Annotated in this window: 20 protein-coding genes and 1 pseudogene; 13 read left to right on the top strand and 8 right to left on the bottom strand. The window is 74.4% G+C overall.

The window, feature by feature from the left end; all coding sequences use genetic code 11:
* Positions 1-26: 26 nt before the first annotated feature.
* Positions 27-665, top strand: a complete 639-nt coding sequence (locus tag ABD352_RS43910) for a DUF3159 domain-containing protein (protein WP_344618589.1) — start codon at positions 27-29, stop codon at positions 663-665.
* Positions 666-671: 6 nt separating this feature from the next.
* Here ABD352_RS43910 and ABD352_RS43905 read toward each other — a convergent pair whose 3' ends face one another.
* Complete coding sequence (locus ABD352_RS43905; RefSeq protein WP_344618537.1) at positions 672-1,010, bottom strand: STAS domain-containing protein; 339 nt, start codon at positions 1,008-1,010, stop codon at positions 672-674.
* 217 nt (positions 1,011-1,227) lie between these two features.
* Here ABD352_RS43905 and ABD352_RS43900 point away from each other — a divergent pair, with 217 nt between their 5' ends.
* The 6 genes from ABD352_RS43900 to ABD352_RS43875 all read left to right on the top strand — a co-directional run bounded on the left by ABD352_RS43900 (position 1,228) and on the right by ABD352_RS43875 (position 6,476).
* On the top strand, positions 1,228-1,890 hold the full coding sequence (locus ABD352_RS43900; protein WP_344618536.1) for a hypothetical protein: 663 nt from the start codon (positions 1,228-1,230) through the stop codon (positions 1,888-1,890).
* Between the two features lie 28 nt (positions 1,891-1,918).
* Positions 1,919-2,638: a tyrosine-protein phosphatase gene (locus ABD352_RS43895; RefSeq protein WP_344618535.1), complete on the top strand. Its 720-nt coding sequence runs from the start codon at positions 1,919-1,921 to the stop codon at positions 2,636-2,638.
* The gene (locus tag ABD352_RS43890; protein WP_344618534.1) at positions 2,635-3,573 is read left to right on the top strand and encodes a 2-dehydropantoate 2-reductase; all 939 of its coding nucleotides are present in this window, start codon (positions 2,635-2,637) and stop codon (positions 3,571-3,573) included. The genes ABD352_RS43895 and ABD352_RS43890 overlap by 4 nt, the downstream gene beginning before the upstream one ends.
* Before the next feature lie 107 nt (positions 3,574-3,680).
* Positions 3,681-4,565: a septum formation family protein gene (locus ABD352_RS43885; protein WP_344618533.1), complete on the top strand. Its 885-nt coding sequence runs from the start codon at positions 3,681-3,683 to the stop codon at positions 4,563-4,565.
* A gap of 1 nt (position 4,566) precedes the next feature.
* Positions 4,567-4,824, top strand: a complete 258-nt coding sequence (locus ABD352_RS43880) for a hypothetical protein (protein WP_344618532.1) — start codon at positions 4,567-4,569, stop codon at positions 4,822-4,824.
* A gap of 77 nt (positions 4,825-4,901) precedes the next feature.
* Positions 4,902-6,476: an ABC-F family ATP-binding cassette domain-containing protein gene (locus ABD352_RS43875; RefSeq protein ID WP_344618531.1), complete on the top strand. Its 1,575-nt coding sequence runs from the start codon at positions 4,902-4,904 to the stop codon at positions 6,474-6,476.
* A gap of 4 nt (positions 6,477-6,480) precedes the next feature.
* On the opposite strand, the gene ABD352_RS43870 is transcribed toward ABD352_RS43875, so the two are convergent.
* From ABD352_RS43870 to ABD352_RS43855, 4 genes are all read right to left on the bottom strand, one after another.
* A complete protein-coding gene (locus ABD352_RS43870) occupies positions 6,481-6,669 on the bottom strand; it encodes a hypothetical protein (protein WP_344618530.1) in 189 nt (62 codons plus the stop codon).
* A 28-nt stretch (positions 6,670-6,697) separates the two neighbouring features.
* Complete coding sequence (locus tag ABD352_RS43865; RefSeq protein WP_344618529.1) at positions 6,698-7,198, bottom strand: hypothetical protein; 501 nt, start codon at positions 7,196-7,198, stop codon at positions 6,698-6,700.
* An 83-nt stretch (positions 7,199-7,281) separates the two neighbouring features.
* The gene (locus tag ABD352_RS43860) at positions 7,282-8,304 is read right to left on the bottom strand and encodes an FAD-dependent oxidoreductase (protein ID WP_344618528.1); all 1,023 of its coding nucleotides are present in this window, start codon (positions 8,302-8,304) and stop codon (positions 7,282-7,284) included.
* Between the two features lie 51 nt (positions 8,305-8,355).
* Complete coding sequence (locus tag ABD352_RS43855; protein WP_344618527.1) at positions 8,356-10,320, bottom strand: pre-peptidase C-terminal domain-containing protein; 1,965 nt, start codon at positions 10,318-10,320, stop codon at positions 8,356-8,358.
* Positions 10,321-10,496: 176 nt separating this feature from the next.
* Between ABD352_RS43855 and ABD352_RS43850 the strand changes: the two genes are divergently transcribed.
* From ABD352_RS43850 to ABD352_RS43825, 6 genes and pseudogenes are all read left to right on the top strand, one after another.
* Positions 10,497-11,468: a phosphotransferase family protein gene (locus ABD352_RS43850; protein WP_344618526.1), complete on the top strand. Its 972-nt coding sequence runs from the start codon at positions 10,497-10,499 to the stop codon at positions 11,466-11,468.
* A 46-nt stretch (positions 11,469-11,514) separates the two neighbouring features.
* On the top strand, positions 11,515-13,290 hold the full coding sequence (locus tag ABD352_RS43845) for a PAS domain S-box protein (protein ID WP_344618525.1): 1,776 nt from the start codon (positions 11,515-11,517) through the stop codon (positions 13,288-13,290).
* Positions 13,290-13,841, top strand: coding sequence for a GNAT family N-acetyltransferase (locus ABD352_RS43840; RefSeq protein ID WP_344618524.1), 552 nt, complete (start codon positions 13,290-13,292; stop codon positions 13,839-13,841). The genes ABD352_RS43845 and ABD352_RS43840 overlap by 1 nt, the downstream gene beginning before the upstream one ends.
* A gap of 83 nt (positions 13,842-13,924) precedes the next feature.
* The gene (locus ABD352_RS43835; RefSeq protein ID WP_344618523.1) at positions 13,925-14,689 is read left to right on the top strand and encodes a maleylpyruvate isomerase N-terminal domain-containing protein; all 765 of its coding nucleotides are present in this window, start codon (positions 13,925-13,927) and stop codon (positions 14,687-14,689) included.
* Positions 14,690-14,715: 26 nt separating this feature from the next.
* Positions 14,716-15,270, top strand: a pseudogene (locus ABD352_RS43830) (phosphotransferase).
* A gap of 207 nt (positions 15,271-15,477) precedes the next feature.
* A complete protein-coding gene (locus ABD352_RS43825) occupies positions 15,478-16,308 on the top strand; it encodes an SDR family oxidoreductase (protein WP_344618522.1) in 831 nt (276 codons plus the stop codon).
* A gap of 81 nt (positions 16,309-16,389) precedes the next feature.
* Here the strand turns inward: ABD352_RS43825 and ABD352_RS43820 are convergent, their stop codons facing one another.
* From ABD352_RS43820 to ABD352_RS43810, 3 genes are read right to left on the bottom strand one after another with little or no spacing between them, the layout of a single operon-like run.
* Positions 16,390-16,710: a ribosomal protein L7/L12 gene (locus tag ABD352_RS43820; RefSeq protein ID WP_344618521.1), complete on the bottom strand. Its 321-nt coding sequence runs from the start codon at positions 16,708-16,710 to the stop codon at positions 16,390-16,392.
* A gap of 4 nt (positions 16,711-16,714) precedes the next feature.
* Positions 16,715-17,188, bottom strand: coding sequence for a GNAT family N-acetyltransferase (locus tag ABD352_RS43815; RefSeq protein WP_344618520.1), 474 nt, complete (start codon positions 17,186-17,188; stop codon positions 16,715-16,717).
* A gap of 10 nt (positions 17,189-17,198) precedes the next feature.
* A complete protein-coding gene (locus ABD352_RS43810) occupies positions 17,199-17,357 on the bottom strand; it encodes a hypothetical protein (RefSeq protein ID WP_344618519.1) in 159 nt (52 codons plus the stop codon).
* Positions 17,358-17,360: the final 3 nt, after the last annotated feature.

Here is a 17,360-nt window from a genome sequence, read left to right as displayed (position 1 = left end):
GCAAATTGCAGAAGCGGGGGTACGGCATGGCGCGCGAGGAGTCGCTGAGCGATCTGCTGGGCGGCTGGCGCTCGGCGGTCGAGACCGCGGTGCCGGTGCTCGGGTTCGCCGCCGGCTGGCTGGCCGACGGCCGCTCGATCCCCCTCGCCGCGGGCATCGCGGTGCTGGCCGGCGCCGCCGTGGCCGGATGGCGCATCGCCGCCGGCCGGCGCCCGGTCGGCACCGTGTTCAGCCTGCTCGTGGTGTGCGTCGGCGCGCTGGTGGCGCTGCGCACCGGCCGGGCCGCGGACTTCTTCGGCGTGCGGGTGCTCACGAACGCGGCCTCGGCGCTGGCCTGGGCCGCGAGCATCCTCGTGCGGTGGCCACTGCTGGGCGTGGTGGTCGGCACGGTGCTGGGCCAGAAGACCCGGTGGCGCGCCGACCCGGACCTGCTGCGCGGCTACCAGCACGCCAGCTGGGTGTGGGTGGCGCAGTACCTCGTGCGGCTGCTCGTCTTCGTCCCGCTCTGGTGGGCGGGCACCGTGGTGTGGCTGGCCGCCGCGCAGGCCGCCCTCACCTGGCCCCTGGTGGCGGCGTGCCTGGCGGTGAGCTGGTGGGTGCTGCGCCGCGCCCTGCCCGAGGGCCACCCGGGCATCCGCTACCCGCGAGCCCTGCAGCGCACCTGACGACGGCTACTCGAGCGCGGCCCGTGCCTCGTCGACCGTGTCCGTCAGGGTCAGGACGCGGTCCAGGGCGGTCAGGTCGAAGATGCGCCGGATCCGGGCGTGCGGGCAGACCACCGCGAACCCGCCGGTGTCCAGCAGCCGCTTGTGCACCGACACGAGCACCCGCAGCGCCGTGGAGTCGATGAAGTCGACCTGGGACAGGTCGAGGATCAGGCAGGTGGTGCCCTCGTCGAGGGTCCGCTGCAGCAGCGCGTGCAGCTGCGGCGAGGCGGCCACGTCGAGCGCGCCGGCGGGCGTGACCACCACGCACCCGCCGACGGTGGCCGTCGCGATGCCGTCGGTCATGACCGCTCCCACGGCGTGCTGCGCTGGGTCAATCCTCGTCCCTCTCCTGCTCGGACACGCGGCATGGTACCCGTCGCGGCTGTGTGCGCCGCGGGCCCGTCACCCGCAGGGCCGTGCGGCCGTTGTGCACTCGGACGCGTGTGCGTTGATCCCACGTCTGGACACAGCGGATCGGCGCGCCGTGCCGTTACTCCGACGCGCCGACGGGATGGATGCCATGGACGGGACCGCCACCGATCAGCTCAGCATGACCGCCGCCGAGCTGTCGTTCCTGCTGGCCAGCGGGGATCGGCAGGGGCAGACGCCGCGGCTGCTCGGCCTGGGCGACGCCGACCGCACCGACGCGGTGCTCAGCGCCGGGCTCGGCTCGCTGCTGCTTCGCCACCTGGCCGCCCCGGTCGACGGCAGCCGGCTGGAGATGGCCCCGGCCGTGGCCGCGGTCGCCGCCGGGCTGCACCGGCCGCGCGGCTTCGTGCAGCTCGGGCTCACCGCCGACGACCACGCCGACGGGGCGCTGCTCATCGCCGCCGAGCAGATCCGGATGCTGGTCGCGGCCCGGGCGTACCGCTGCTACGACGTCACCCCGCTGGCCCCCGAGGCCGACGCGCGCGACGCGCTGCTGGCCGTGGCGGACAAGTTCCTGCACCGGCACCGGCCGGCGATCGCCACGTTCGCGGCCACCTCCGCCGCCGACTTCGAGCGGGGCGTCCAGCCGGGCCGGGCGACGCTGTCCTCGGCGGCCGACGGCACCTGGCGGGTGGTGACCCGCGACGGCGCCGAGACCACCGCCGAGGACTTCGACGCGGCCGCCACCGTGCTGCGCGAGGAGCTGGCCCGGATGATGCCGGCGCCGTCCGCCGCCCAACCGGCCCAGTCGTAGGGAAGGTCCGCACGTTAGGGTCGTTGCCGTGCGCAACATCGACCACCCCAACCTGTTCAACTTCCGCGATCTGGGCGGCTACCCCGCCGCCGACGGGCGCACCACCCGTTGGCGGCGGCTGTACCGGTCCGACTCGCTGAGCCGGATCGACCCCGCCGACGCGGCGTCGTTCACCGCCCTCGGCGTGCGCACCGTCATCGACCTGCGCCGGCCGCGGGAGATCGAGCGGGACGGGCGGATCCACGCGTTCGACGGCCTGCGGTACCACCACCTCAACCCCATGCACGCGGAGTGGGAGGAGGCGACCGACCACGACGAGCCCAGCGACGCCCGCTGGCTCGCCAACCGCTACCTCGACCTGGCCGAGCACGGCCACGCCGCGATCGCCGGCGCGGTCGAGGTGATCGCCGACGCCGACAACGCGCCCGTGGTCGTGCACTGCGTGGCCGGCAAGGACCGTACCGGCGTGGTGTCGGCGCTGACCCTGGCCGTCCTCGGCGTGCCCGACCCGGTCATCGCCGAGGACTACGCGCTGACCAGCGCGGCCACCGACCGCAGCATGGCCTTCCTGCGCGGGCTCAACCCGGAGATCGCCGACATGCCGGCCCGCTGGCTGCTGTCGCCGGCCGAGACGATGCTGCTGTTCCTGGCCGACGTCCGCCGGCGCTACGGCTCGATCGAGGGCTACCTGCGCCTCCCCGGCGAGGTCTACCCGCGGCTGGAGACCAACCTGCTGGAGGCCGCGTGACGACCCGCGTCTGCGTGGTCGGCGCCGGGGCCGTCGGCGCGGTGTTCGGCGCCCGGATCGCGGGGCCGCTCTCCGTGCTGGCCCGCGGGGCCACGCTGGACGCGCTGCGCGAGCGCGGCTGGTCCCTCGACGGCGCCGCCCGCCCGGTCACCGCCAGCGACGACCCGGCCGCCCTGGGCGAGCAGGACGTGGTGATCCTGACCGTGAAGGCGCACGCCCTGCCGGCCCTGGCCCCGTCGCTGCGGCCGCTGCTGGGGCCGGACACCGTCGTGGTGCCCGCGCTCAACGGGGTGCCCTGGTGGTTCTTCCCCGACCGGTCGCTGCGCAGCGTCGACCCGGACGGGACGGTCGCCGCGACCATCGCGCGGTCCCGGGTCATCGGCTGCGTGGTGCACCTCAGCGCGGCCGTGACCGCGCCCGGGCAGGCCGCGCTCGTCGCCGGCAACGGGCTCATCCTGGGCGAGCCCGACGGCGGGCCGAGCGCCCGGCTCGACGCGGTCGCGGACCTGCTGGGCGGCTTCGACGTCACGCGCTCGGCCGACGTGCGGCGCGACGTGTGGTACAAGCTGTGGGGCAACATGACGGTCAACCCCATCTCGGCGCTGACCGGCGCGACCGCCGACCGGATCCTCGACGACGAGCTGGTGAACGCCTTCGCGCACGCCGTGATGCGGGAGGCGGCGGCGATCGGGGCGCGCATCGGCTGCCCGATCGAGCAGAGCCCTTCCGACCGCAACGCGGTGACCCGCCGGCTCGGCGCGTTCAAGACCTCGATGCTGCAGGACGCCGAGGCCGGCCGCCCGCTGGAGCTCGACGCGATGCTCGGCGCGGCCCGGGAGATCGCCCAGGTGGCCGGCGTGCCGACGCCGTCGCTGGACGCGCTGCTCGGCCTCGCCCGGCTGGCCGCCCGGCAGCGGGGGCTGTACCCGGGCTGAGAAACCAGCCCCCGAAAGAGCCGCACAAGAAGACGCGGCGGCGGGACCACCCGCGGGCAAGGTCATCTGTATAGTGCCCCTCGCATTCGTTCGCGGGGGAGGCAGAAGTGAAGCGGATCGCGGTGGCGGCGGTCTCCGTCGCGCTGGTGGGGCTGCTCGGCGGCTGCGGCATCACGGCCGGCGACGGCGACCTCACCGACGACTGGGCCATGCTGCCCGCGGCCAAGGTGCCCGAGCCGGAGGCCGGCTTCTGCTGGTCCACGAAGTCGACCGAGGCCAGCTCCCGGGCGATCTACCTGGACCGCACCACCTGCGACGTCACGCACACCTTCGAGACGGTCAAGGTCGGCCACTTCACCGGCAGCGCCGCGTCGGGCAGCACGGCGCCCGAGGGGGCGGAGCTCAAGGACGCGTGGGCGGACTGCGACAAGGCGGCCGGGGACTACCTCGGCGGCGACTGGCAGTCCGGCCGGGTGTTCGTCACGGTCACCCGCCCGACCAGCGCCGAGTGGCACGGCGGCGCCCGCTTCTACAGCTGCAACGTCGCCGCCGTGCGCACCGAGGCGGGCGAGTTCGACCCGCGCCGCGACTCCATGAAGGGCTCCCTGGCGGGCGACGGCAAGCTGCGGCTCGGCTGCGGCAGCCAGGTCGGCACCACCTCGACCAGCTGGGACGACATCTCGCCGGTCGCGTGCACCGACGCGCACGACGTGGAGTACGTCGGCTGGGTCAGCAGCCCGTCGGACACCTACCCGACCGACGACAAGAGCTACGACGCCGCCTTCGGCAAGACGTGCGAGGCCAAGATGCTCAGCTACATCGGCATGAGCCGCAGCCACCTGGCGTCGCAGCGGGCGCTGTACTACGGCTACTGGATGACCTCCGGCAAGGACGAGTGGGCCGCGGGCAACCACACCGCCCGCTGCTACCTCATGCTGGACAAGAAGAAGATCAACCGGTCGCTCAAGGGCGCCGGCGACACGACCGTCTGACGTGCGCCGCGCGCTCGCCCTCGGCGCCGCGGCGGCGCTGCTGCTGGGCTCCCTGGCCGGCTGCGCCCGCCCGCCCGGCACCGACGGCGACCTGGCCGACGACTGGGCCATGCTGCCGGTGGCCAAGGTCCCCGAGCCGGTGGCGGGGGTGTGCTTCGACAACCGCAAGCTCTCCCGGTCGGTCAAGGGCATCGGCGACGTCACGATCTCACGGCGTTGCCGGAGCCGGCCGGGTCTGGTTACCCTGAAGGGGATGTGATCACCGGACCTTCCCGCGCCCGCGCCTGAGGCCTCGCTGCCCGGCGGGCGGAAGCTTCTCGTTTCCGGTGGTCAGCCTTGTCCCAGTCTCCCCTGCTCGCCCATGACCTCGTGCGCACGTTCGGCGACCGCCGCGTGCTCGACGGGGTCTCCCTCACCGCCACCCCCGGCCGCCGCATCGGCCTGATCGGCGAGAACGGCACCGGCAAGTCGACGCTGCTGCGCCTGCTGGCCGGCGCCGACGAGCCCGACGGCGGCACCGTCGTGCGCCCGGCCGACCTCGGCTACCTGCACCAGGAGATGCCGTACGACCCGGCCGCCACGGTCGCCGACGTGCTCGGCGACGCGCTGCGCGAGGCCCGGGCGTGCCTGGCCGGCCTCGACGCGGCCCTCGCGGAGGACCGCCTCGACGACTACGCCACGCTGCTGGAGCGGGCCGAGGAGCTCGAGGCCTGGGACGCCGACCGCCGCGCCGAGCTGGTGCTCGCCGGTCTCGGTCTGGCCGCGGTACCGCACGATCGCGCCCTTCGGACCCTCTCGGGCGGGCAGCGTGGCCGGCTGGCGCTCGCCGCCCTGCTCGTGCGGCGCCCGGCGGCGCTGCTGCTCGACGAGCCCACCAACCACCTCGACGACGGCGCCGCGGCGTTCCTGGAGGAGCAGCTGCGCGGCCTGCCCGGCGCCGTGGTGCTGGCCAGCCACGACCGGGCCTTCCTGGACGCCGTGTGCACCGACCTGATCGACCTCGACCCGGCGATCGACGGCCCGGTGCGCTACGGCGGCGGGTACACCGCCTACCAGGCCGAACGGCGGGCCGAGCGGGAGCGCTGGGAGCGCCGCTTCGCCGAGGAGCAGCAGGAGCTGGCCGAGCTGCGCCACGCCGTCGCCGTCACCGCGCACCAGGTGGCGCACAACCGGCCGAAGCGCGACAACGAGAAGATGAACTTCGGCCGGACCACGGGCCGGGTCGAGGGGCAGATCTCCCGGCGGGTGCGCAACGCCTCCCGCCGCCTGGACACGCTGACCGGCGAGCAGGTCCGCAAGCCACCGCCGCCGCTGCGCTTCCACCCCCGCCCGCTGGCCGCCGCGGGCCCGGCCGACGGCCTGCTCGTGTCGGTGCGCGACCTGCACCTGCCGGGCCGGCTGCGGCTGGAGCGCCTCGACGTGCCCGCCGGCGACCGGCTGCTCGTCACCGGGCCCAACGGTAGCGGCAAGTCGACGCTGCTGGGCGCGCTGGCCGGCCGGCTGACCGCGGACGGGGTGCGCCGCCGCGCCGGGCTGCGGGTCGGCCTGCTCACCCAGGACACGGCCTTCGACCGCCCGGACCGCACCGCGCTGCAGACCTACGAGGCGGTGCTCGGCGCCGAGCGGGCGGAGGCGGTACCGCTGCGAAGCCTCGGCCTCCTCGCCCCCCGCGACGCCGCCCGGCCCGTCGGCGACCTGTCCGTGGGCCAGCGCCGCCGCCTCGACCTCGCCCTGCTGGTCGCCGACCCGCCGGACCTGCTCCTGCTGGACGAGCCGACCAACCACCTCTCCCCCGCGCTGTGCGACGAGCTGGAGGAGGCCCTGGCCACCGGACCGGGCGCGGTCGTGATCGCGAGCCACGACCGCTGGCTGCGCGCACGCTGGACCGGCCGCGGCATCGCGCTGTCCTGAGCGTTCAGTCGCGGGAGACGATCCACCAGATCACCGGGGCGGACGCCAGCGCCACCGCCCCCAGGCAGCACAGGGTGTCGCCGAGGGGGTTGAGGAGGCTGGCGGCCCCGTCGTAGTCCGGGCCGGCGATGACGCCCGAGCCGAGCCCGCACAGCAGGACGCCGGCGAGCAGCGGCGCGGCGACCGCGAGCACGAGCCCCCAGGCGACGCCGGCGGCCGGCTCAGGGGAGCTCAGCGCGGTCGCCCGTCGCCTCGTCGATGACGTGGACGCGCTGCCCGTCGGCCGGGCGGTGACGCGGGGAGCTCAGCACCGCGGCCAGCCGGGACACGCCGTCGCGCCACCACTGCCCGTCGGGCACGCCGAAGAGCGCCCCGTCGAGGTCGGAACGGATGATCACGTCGAGGTCGCGCCAGACCTGCTCGCCGCCGACCAGCTCGCACGGCCGCCACGGCCCCGCGTGCACCACGGTGGCGCGGGCCAGCCCGGTGTACCACATCCCGGACCGGATGACGTCCTCGATCGGCTTGCCCTCGCCGGCGGGCGCGGTCACGGTGGCCCCGCGCACCGAGGCCGACAGCGCGCCGCCGCGGTGCAGCACCAGCTCCACCCGGGCCCCGTCGCCGGCCAGCCGCAGCAGGTCGGCGGCGGTCCAGGCGGCGATGACCAGCGGCCAGTCGGCGGCCGGATACGCGCCGAAGTACATGCCGGGATGTGCCTTCACCGCGTCGGACACCGAACGTGCCCGAGCGCGCAGACGCGGTAACCCTTGGTCAGCCACGGCGAAGATTGTGACAGTGTTCCTCGTCAATGCGCAGCCCGCTCCACCGGATTTAACATTCCGCCGGCGACGATCGACCGGACGGCGTCGCGCCCGGCCCGGTTGGCGCCGACGGTGCTGGCCGACGGGCCGTAGCCGATGAGGTGCAGGCGGGGCTCGCGGGCGGCGCGGGTGCCGAGCATGCGGATGCCGCCGCCTGGCTCGCGCAGGTGCAGCGGGGCCAGGTGGGCCAGGTCCGCGCGGAAGCCGGTGGCCCAGATGACGGCGTCGAAGGGCTCGAAGCGATCGCCCCACACGGCGCCGCCCGGGACCAGCCGGTCGAACATCGGGTGGCGCACGAGCGCACCGCGGGCCAGGGCGGCCTTGGCCAGGGCGGTGTAGCCGAGGCCGGTCACGCTCACCACGCTGCGCGGGGGCAGGCCGGCGGCGACGCGCTCGGCGACCTGGGCCACCACGGAGCGGCCGAAGTCCTCGGTGAACTCGCCCTCGTGGAAGACCGGCTCGCGCCGGGTGACCCAGTAGGCGCCGGGCAGCTCGGCCAGGACGTGGATCGCGGAGTTGCCGCCGCCGACCACCAGGACCCGCCGGCCGGCGAACTCCTGCGGCCCGCGGTAGGCGGCGTAGTGCAGCTGGCGGCCGCGGAAGTCGGCGATGCCCGGGTAGTACGGGACGTACGGCGAGCGCCAGGTGCCGGTGGCGTTGACGACCGCCCCCGCGGTCCACTCGCCGACCCGCAGGCCGCCGCCGGCCCGGGTGACCTCGTGGACCGGGTAGGGCCGGCGCACCGGCAGGTCGAAGGCCCGCTCGTACTCGCGGAAGTAGCCGGCGACGACGGTGGCCGCGGGGCCGGAGGGCGGCGGGGTGAAGGGCATCCCGGGCAGGTCGAAGATGCGGTGCAGCGACTCCACGCCGAGCGAGGGCGAGCGGTGCCGCCAGGCGCCGCCCGGGGCGTCGTCCGCGTCGAGCACCACGAAGTCCAGGCCGCGCCGCCGCAGCCAGTATGCGGCGGACAGGCCCGCCTGGCCCGCGCCGATCACCACCACGTCCACGGCGGGTGCAACCCCGCCGTGGACGCGTGCCATACCGGCTGGTGACGGACCTTACTTCGCCTTGCCTTTGGTGAGGGCCCACGCCGTGGTGTTCAGCGTGTCCTCGGTGCCGGCCAGGCCCTCGTCCGGGGTGTAGACGTCCTCGCCGAAGTCGTAGTCGGCGTCGTCGGCGGTGCCGCCGATGTTGTCCGGGCCGACGCCGAACAGGCCGGGGAAGGCCCCGCCGGCGTCCATGAGGTCCGGCGTGTCGTTGAGCGGGTCGGTGTGGAAGTTGCCGTAGAGGTGACCGGCCTCGTGGCTGATCACGTTGCCCAGCGCCCGCCCGACGAACTTGATCTTGTTGCTGGCCGGGGTGATGTAGGCGTTGAGCGAGGCGGCGCCGCTCGGGTCGCTCAGCGTGTCGAGCAGCACGACCGCGGTGTCCTGCCGGTCGAAGTTGCCCGGGTCGATGAACTGCGAGATCCCGATCGTGTCGAGCCCCAGCTCGCCGATCGTCCCGCCGACCACGACCCGCTGTACGTTGGGCTGGCCGAACGCGTCGGGGTTGTCGCGGCTGTTCAGGATCGTCAGGCCCACCCGCGGGTCGGTGCCGCGGGCCTTGGCGTCGGCCAGGAGGTTCTCCCGCACGGTGGCGATCACCTGGTCGATGACCTTGTCCTCGTCGGCCGCGGTGAGGCCCCACCGGCCGAGGAAGCCCTGCAGCGGGGTCAGCGTGCGCACGCCCGGGCCGCCGAAGATGGCGGTGTTGAGCCGGGCGCCGTCGAAGTCGAGGAACAGCGTCTGGGTGGTGCCCTGCGCCTGGGACTCGAGGCCGGGCCGGTAGGCCTCCAGCGTGATGTCGTACGACCCGGAGGTGCCGCCGACCTCCAGCGTGTACCGCCCGTCCCTGGGGGCCACGTAGGACACGACCGCGTTGCCGCCGCCGGGCAGCGGCGAGGACGGCGGGTAGAGGGCGCTCGCGTCCTGGGCCGAGCCGAAGACGACCCGGCCGGCCGGGTCGCGGACGATAAGCGCGACGCCCGCGTCGGTGACCGAGGCGCCCAGCACGTCGCCGGCCACGAGGTCGACGGCGTAGAAGTCGTGGTCCGGGAAGACCAGCGTGGCGGCCAGCTCGTAGGCGCCCTCCTTGCCCACGCCCAGCCCGCTGCCCGAGTCGAACGGATCGGCCGGGAAGACCGTGCCCTGCCCGTAGCCGGCGACCATGACGTAGTAGTTGCCGGTGGCCGGGATGGTGAGCTCCAGCAGGCTGCTCAGCCCGGGGCCGCTGTCGTCGTCGGCGTCGACGAGCACGCCGGCGTCGTCGTAGAGCCCGATCACGGTGTCGAGCGCCCCGGAGGTGCCCACGGTCAGCTGCTGGCCGGCCGAGCCGTGCACGACGAAGAAGTCGAAGTCGCCGGTGGCGTCGCCGCCGCCGCCGTGCGGGCCGTCGCCGATCGTGCCGGTGGTGCTGAAGCCGTTGACGATGTTGCCCAGCTGGAACTCCGCGGCCAGCGGGATCGACCCGTCGTCCTCGGCGGCCGGGGCCACCAGCGGCGTGCCCGACGGGTCGGGCGCGAGCCGGCCCAGCACCCGGGCCCGGTTGTTGAGCTTCTTGGCGGTGCCGAAGCCCTTGACCAGCTCGGCGGTGGCGTGGGTGTCGTTGCTGCCGTGCGTGCCCTTCGGCTCGGCCTCGTCGTGCACGAGCGGGTTGGCGGCCGCGGCGAGCGCGTTGCTCCTCAGCGTCCGCTGGTTCGCCCGGGCCGCGGCCGCGGCCTTGGCCTGCTCGGACCAGGAGTACTTGTCGACCTTCGACGGGTCGCGCAGCAGCGACGTGTACGGGTTCGCCGCGCCGGTCGCGGCGAGCTTTCCGGCGGCGGTCTGCTTGGGCACGACCTGGATGCCGGCGGCCAGCTGCCGCTCGATCCCCGCCGCGAGGTCACCGCGCGGTGCCTTCGCCGCCGCCGGCGCCTGAGCGAGCACCACCGCGGCACCGGCGATCAGGCCGGCCACGGCGATACCCGCGAGCCTTTTCCTCACTCGGCCTCCCCCATTGAGTCAGGCGTTTCGTGCACGCTATGACCATGGGGGCAATCCGCACCACCCCTGCATTTGTTACGATATAGATCAATGTTACCTTCGACCACGTCAGTGACGTGCGCCAATGCGAATTACCGGCCCCCACGGCCGAGCCCCGGGCGGGTAAGGTATGCGGGATGTCCGCCGTCATCAGCCCGACCCAGCGCGTCCTGACCCCGGAAGATGTCGCCGCCCTCCTGCGCGAGCACTTCGACCTCACCGTGACCGGCTGCGCCCCGCTCTCCGGCGGCACCTTCGCCGCGGTCTGGCGGGCCACGCTGCCCGACGGCACCGACGCCGTGGTGAAGATCGGCCCGCCGGCCGGGGTGCCGCTGCTGCGGTACGAGCGGGGCATCATCGGCGCCGAGGCGCGCTACTACGAGCTGGCCGGCTCGGCCGGCGGGGTGCCCGTGCCGCCGGTGCTGCACGCCGACGAGGAGGCCGTCGTGGTCGGCCTGCTGCCCGGCCGGCCGCTGACCGAGCAGCACGAGCAGAACCCCCAGGACCAGGATTCGGTACGGCGCGAGCTCGGCACGGCCCTCCGGCACCTGCACACCGTCAAGGGCTTCCGGTTCGGCTACGACGGCGAGGGGCGCACCGGCGGCGACACCTGGCCGGAGGCCTACGCGGCGATGACGGCCGACCTGCTCGCCGACGCCCGCGACTGGGGCGTCACGCTGCCGGCCCCCGACGAGCAGATCATGGCGGTCGCGCAGCGGCACGCCGGCGCCCTGGCCGAGGTGACCGTGCCCTCGCTGGTGCACTTCGACCTCTGGGACGGCAACGTGCTGTGCGAGGGCGGCCGCCTCACCGGGCTGGTCGACGGCGAGCGGTACTTCTGGGGCGACCCGCTCTACGACTTCGTGTGCACGGCGATCGGCCGGCGCATGGAGGACGAGCCGGACCACCCCGTCCTGCGCGGGTACTACGGCAAGTCGAGCCACGTGTTCGGGCCGGGCGAGCAGGTGCGGCTCGGGCTGTACCGGATCCAGTTCTATCTGCTCCTGCTGGCCGAGATGCCGAGCCGGGCGATGACCGGCGAGGCCGCGCGGGAGCGCCGCGACTGGGTGACCCCCATGCTGCTGGAGGAGCTGCGGGCCCTGCACTGAGCGCTGCCGATGTGATACAAATCGTTATCCGGCGGTGAGGATGTCGATGGGCGAACACGGCGAGCGGCGGCTCCTGGCGGGCTACGCCGCGCTCATGGCGGCGCTGGCCACGTTGCTCTTCGCCCGGCCGGGCCTGAACTCCGTCGCCTGGGCCGGCATCGGCCTGGCCTCGGCCGGCGCGATCGTCGCCGGCATCGCCCGCTACCGGCCGCGGCGCGCCAGCCCGTGGTGGGCGCTGTCCGCCGCACTGGTCGCGATGATGCTCGGCGACTTCGCCTACGGTCTGGTCGCGCCGAGCGACGCCGACCCGCCAGCCCTGGCCCAGCTGTCCTACCTGGCCATGTTCCCGATCATGGCGATCGCCTTGATCGGGCTGACCCGCGAGACGGCGTTCCTCGACGACCGCTCCCGCCTGCTCGACCTGCTCGCGCTGGGCACCGCCGGCCTGCTGGCCGGCTGGGTGTTCCTCGCCTCGCCGCGGATGGCCGGCGGCGGCATGACCGCGGCCGACTGGTCGGTGCAGGCCGCGTTCACCCTCGGCGACGTCATCCTGCTGGTCGTCACCACCCGCCTGGTCACCGCCGCCCCGCGCAACGCCTCGGCGGTCCTGCTCGCCGTCGGCGCGGCCGGCATGCTCGCCGGCGACGCGGCCTACAGCATCGGCCAGGCCAACGGGGGCCTGGAGCCCGGCGGGCCGGCCGACGTCGCCTACGTGGTGCTCTACGCCGCCTGGGGCGCCGCCGCGCTGCTGCCGTCGATGCCCCGGCTCACCGCGCCCCCGCGCCGCCCGGCGGCCGTCCGCGAGCCCGTGCACGGCCTGGGCATGGCCCTGCTGCTGGTCTGCGTGGCCTTCGCACCGCTGCTGCTGCTCGTGCAGGCGCTGACCGGCGGCGTGCACGACGGCCCGGTGATCGCCATCGCCTCCGGCATCACCCTGGCGCTGCTCGTGGTGCGGCTCAGCGACGCCATCGGCAAGCACGCCAGCGCCCTGCGCCGCGAGCGGGCCCTGCGCCAGGCCGGCACCGTGCTCGTCGGCGCCGCCGACGCCGGCCAGGTCGCCGAGGCGGTCCGGGACGCGGTCCGCACGCTGCTGCCCGGCGTCGCCCCGCACGACATCGTCGTCGACTTCAGCCTCACCGACCTGATGCCGCTGGGCGAACTGTCCGCACCGCGGGTGCAGCCGGTCGCCGACATCCCGCCGCTGTGGGCCGATCGCCTCGCCGGCCACGACGACGTGCTGGTGTGCCCGCTCGACGCCGGGGTGCTCTACGTCGCCGCCGGCCGCCGCGAGCTGGTCACCGCCCTCGACGCGGTGTCGGTGGTGGCCGGCCAGGCCGCCCTGGCGCTGGCCCGCATCGGGCTGACCGAGGCGGCCAGCCGCCGCGACAGCGACGAGTACCTGCGCGCGGTCACCGAGCACGCCGGGGACGTGGTCCTGGTCCTCGACGACGACCAGCGCATCCGCTACACCAGCCCGACCGTCGCCGAGGTGCTCGGCATCTGGCCGACCCCGTTCGCCACGCTGCGCGAGATCGTCGCCCCGGAGGACCGCGACCAGGTCCGGCGCACCGTCGAGCGGGCGCTCGCCGAGGACCGCGACGGCACCCGCGACACGTGGAGCCTGCGCCGCCCGGACGGCACCCGGGTGCTGGTCGAGGTCATCTTCCGCGACCTGCGCGACGACCGCCTGGTCCGCGGCATGGTGGTCACCCTGCGCGACGTCACCGAGCAGCGGCGGGCCGAACACGAGGTGCTGCGCCGCGCGTTCAACGACACCCCGGCCGCCCAGAACCGCGACAGCTCGTCGCGCAAGTTCCACTGATGCGGGTCGTCACCGCCTGGGAGACCGCCCTCGGCCCCGCCGACCACCTGGCGCTGTCGGCCCTGCTGCGGGCCGCCTTCCCCGGCCCCGAGTTCGCCCCGGACCGCTCGTGGCCCGCCTCCTGGGCGCGCAAGCAGGCCCGGATCTGGCTGGCCGGCGACGGCGGCACCCCGGTCGCCCACCTGGGCCTGGACCGGCGCCTGGTCGGCACGCCCGCGGGCGAGGTCCTCGTGGCCGGCATCGGCGACGTCGCCGTCGCCCCCGGCCACCAGGGCACGGGCCTCGGCGCCGAACTGATGCGGGCCCTGGACGCGGCCCTGCGCGACGGCCCGTTCGCCGCCGACTTCGGCTTCGTGCAGTGCCGGGAGGCGGTGGCCGGGTTCTACGCACGCACCGGCTGGACCCGGGTGACCAACCCGACCCGGCACGTCGGCGTCCGCGACGGCCGCACCGTGGTCGAGGGCCAGGAGCCGACGCTCGTACGCCCCGGCCGCCGATCCCTGGCCGAGTGGCCGGACGGCCTGATCGACCTGCGCGGCCTGCCCTGGTAGGTGTTCACCGTGGACGAACTAAGTTCACCGCGGCTATATTGCGTACCCAGCGCCCTGCTTGAAGTGGGAAGGGAGTGCGTGCCGTGCCGGATCAGACCGGGCCGCGCGAGGCCGACGCCTTCTTCGAGACCCTCGACTCGACGCCACCGGACGCGGTCACGGCCTGCCTCGGCTGGACCACGCACGAGATGATCGCGCACATCGCCTCGGGCGCCGACGCGTTCGCCGACCAGATCGAGGCCCATCTCGACGGCCGGCCGGTCCCGGAGTTCGGCGCCTGGGAGGTGCGCGAGCCGCCGTACCGCGAGCTGTCCGACGCCGTCCTGCGCCGCCGCCTGGTCGCGTCCGAACAGCGGATGAGCGCGGCGTTCGAGACCATGCTCGCCGCCGACGCGGCGGCCGCGGTGGCCGACATCGGCTGGGGGCTGCCGATCGCCGAGCTGGTGACCCACATGCGTCAGGAGTTCGCGATCCACCGCTGGGACATGATCGGCGACGACGAGATCGGCCATACGCTGCTGTCGCGCCCGGTGCTGCTGGACCACTCGGTGCGCCTGCTGAGCGACTCGCTGTTCAGGCTCGGCCTGCCCCGCGACCCGTCACCGCAGACCCCGCTGACCGTGCGGCTGCGCTGCGCCGGCGAACCGGACCTCGTCGTCGACGTGCGCGACGGCGCCGGGACGCTGGCGCTCGCCGATCCGGCCGGCGCGGACCACGTGATCGAGACCGACGCGGCCGCCCGGCTGCTGATCCTGTGGGGCCGCCGGCCTACCGACCCGCGCCGCGTCCGCAGCGCACTGCCGCCCGACGATCTGGCCCGGCTGCAGACCCTGCTCGCCGGGTACTGATCGGCGGGCCCGCGCCCCCAGGTGGGATGCCACAGCATGTTCCGGTGAGCGACACACCGCAGCTCGGCCCCGCGCCCGAGCGCATCGCCGTCGACGCGGAACAGGCGCGCCGGCTCGTCGCCGCCCAGTTCCCGCAGTGGGCCGGACTCCCGGTCGAGCCGGTGGCCAACGGTGGCTGGGACAACTGGACCTTCCACCTCGGCCCCCGGATGTCGCTGCGACTGCCGAGCGCATCCGAGTACGCCGAGGCGGTCGGCAAGGAACAGGCGTGGCTTCCGGTGCTCGCACCGCAACTCCCGCTGCCCGTCCCCACCCCGCTGGCGAAGGGCGAACCCGGCGCGGGATACCCCTAGCCGTGGTCGGTCTACGGATGGCTCGCCGGCGAACCCGCGAGCGTGGACCGGATCGCCGACCCCGTCCGGTTCGCCCTCGACCTGGCCGGGTTCCTGGCGGCCCTGCAGCGCGTCGACACCGCCGACGGTCCACGCCCCGGACAGCACAACTGGTACCGGGGCGGGACGCTGCGCACCTATGCAGGGCAGGCCCGGCGCGCGCTCGCGGCACTCGACGGCCGGCAATGATTGAGGCGAGTGCGAGGAGTCTGCGGACGCGACTTGCCTGTTGCGGTCGGTGGTCGCCGCACGCTGTTCCGCGCGAGGTTCGGGGGCTGGCAGGACGGGCCGGCGGGCCGGCGCTTCCTGCCAGGGTGGTTGCCGGGGTTGGTCTTCGGGTGGTGCGGCTTGCTGGTGGAGAATTGGGCGCTGCGGCAAGTACATCCGGGAGGGTCGATGACCACGATGTCCGGCAAGGTGTGCCTGGTGACCGGCGGGACCAGCGGGATCGGCCGGGAGACGGCGGCCCGGCTGGCCGAGCTGGGGGCCACCGTGGTCGTCGTCGGGCGCGACGCCGAGCGAGGGCGAGCGGCCGTCAAGGAGATCCGGCATCGGGCGCCCGGCGCCGAGGTGGACCTCCTGACGGCTGACATGTCGAGCCTGGCCGAAGTGCGCCGGCTGGCCGCCGAGGTGCTGGAGAAGTACGACCGGCTCGACGTGCTCGACAACAACGCCGGTGTGATCATGCTCAAGCAGCAGTTCACGGTCGACGGCTACGAGACCATGTTCGCCGTCAACCATCTGGCGCCGTTCCTGCTGACCAGCCTGCTGCGGGAACGGCTGGTGAGCAGCGCGCCGGCCCGCGTGATCACCGTGTCGTCCAATGTCCATCGTTCGGCCAAGCAGATCCCGTGGGACGAACTGGCCCGCGGCGAGCCGAGCTACCCGCTGTCGAAACTGGCGAACATCCTGTTCACAGTCGAGCTGGCCAAGCGCCTGACCGGCACCGGCGTGGTCGCCAACTGCCTGCACCCGGGCCTCATCCGCACCCAGTTGGGCCGCGAGGCCGGCGGCGTCGCCAAGCTGCTCGTCGCGGCCGCCAAGCCCTTCATGGGTACCGTCCAGACGGGCGCGGCCACCCCGGTGTACCTGGCCAGCGCCCCGGAGGCGGCCGAGGTCACCGGAGGCTACTTCCTCCGCGGCAAGCAGATCGAGCCGAGCTCCCTGGCCCGCGACCCCGAGGCCGCCGCGCGCCTATGGACCCTCAGCGAGGAACTGGTGGCATAAGCCAGGCCAAGACAGGCGCGATCCCGCATGGGCACCGTTTGACCACAGACCGGACGCAGGGTACCCCCGCGCCGCCACGATTCATCTTGGCGATAGGCCGCGGAGGCGGGCGATGGCCTCGACGGCGTCCTTGGCCTCCCTCAGGCCGACCCCGGTGGCCTCGCGGTACGCCTTGATCGCCTGGATCTTCCGCCCGGCGGCGAGCTCCTCCAGCACCCCGGGCGGCGCCGGTGGTGCGGGCGGCACGGGCTCCGCGATGCCGAGGTTGTCCATGATCAGGTCGAGCTTGCGCTCGATCGCGGCGATGCGGGCCATACGCTGCCGCTCGGCGGCGCCGCGCCCGCCACTACTGATCAGCAGCGCGACCAGGACGAGGAACAGCAGCGCGATGATCCACTCCACGCCGTCACCCACGGCTCATGAGGTGCTCGAGCACCTCGGGGTCGCGCGGGTGCGGCTGGGTGTGGCCGGTGGCGCGGAAGCCGTGCCGCTCGTAGAGGCGCCGGGCCCGGTCGTTGCCGTCGATGACCCACAGCTCGACCCGTTCGCGTCCTTCCTGCTCGGCCCAGCCGAGGGCCTCGGCCAGGAGCGCGTCGGCGATCCCGCGGCCGCGCGCATCGGGCCGCACCCACATGCTGTAGAGCTCGACGGCCCCGCCGCGGTCCTCGGGCACCCAGGCGCCGATGATGCCGTCCCCGCCGGCCAGCGCCTTGAGCCCGCGCTCGGGCCGCAGCCACGCCCGCCACTCGGCCTCGTCGTACGCGCCCTCCCGCGCCAGCGACGAGCCGAACGCCTCGGGGGCGTCGGCGAGCGCGGCCAGCCGCACGTCGCGCCACTCCCGCCAGTCCTCCGGCCCGAGCCGGCGCACCGATATGGTCATGCCTCGATTCTCACAGCGGCAGCAAGTCCTTTCGGAACCGGTGCAGCACGCGCCACTGCTGCCGGGCGCCGGACGGCCACGGGAAGCCGCCCCGGCCGAAGACCCAGTTGAGGTACCCCACGAAGGGCATCGGGGCGTGCGCGACGAACGTCCAATGACGCGGCATCATGCC

Source organism: Dactylosporangium salmoneum, from assembly GCF_039532525.1.
Classification (GTDB): Bacteria; Actinomycetota; Actinomycetes; order Mycobacteriales; family Micromonosporaceae; genus Dactylosporangium; species Dactylosporangium salmoneum.
Note: the sequence above shows the minus strand (reverse complement) of the source record. Positions and strands in the feature narration are given on the sequence as shown.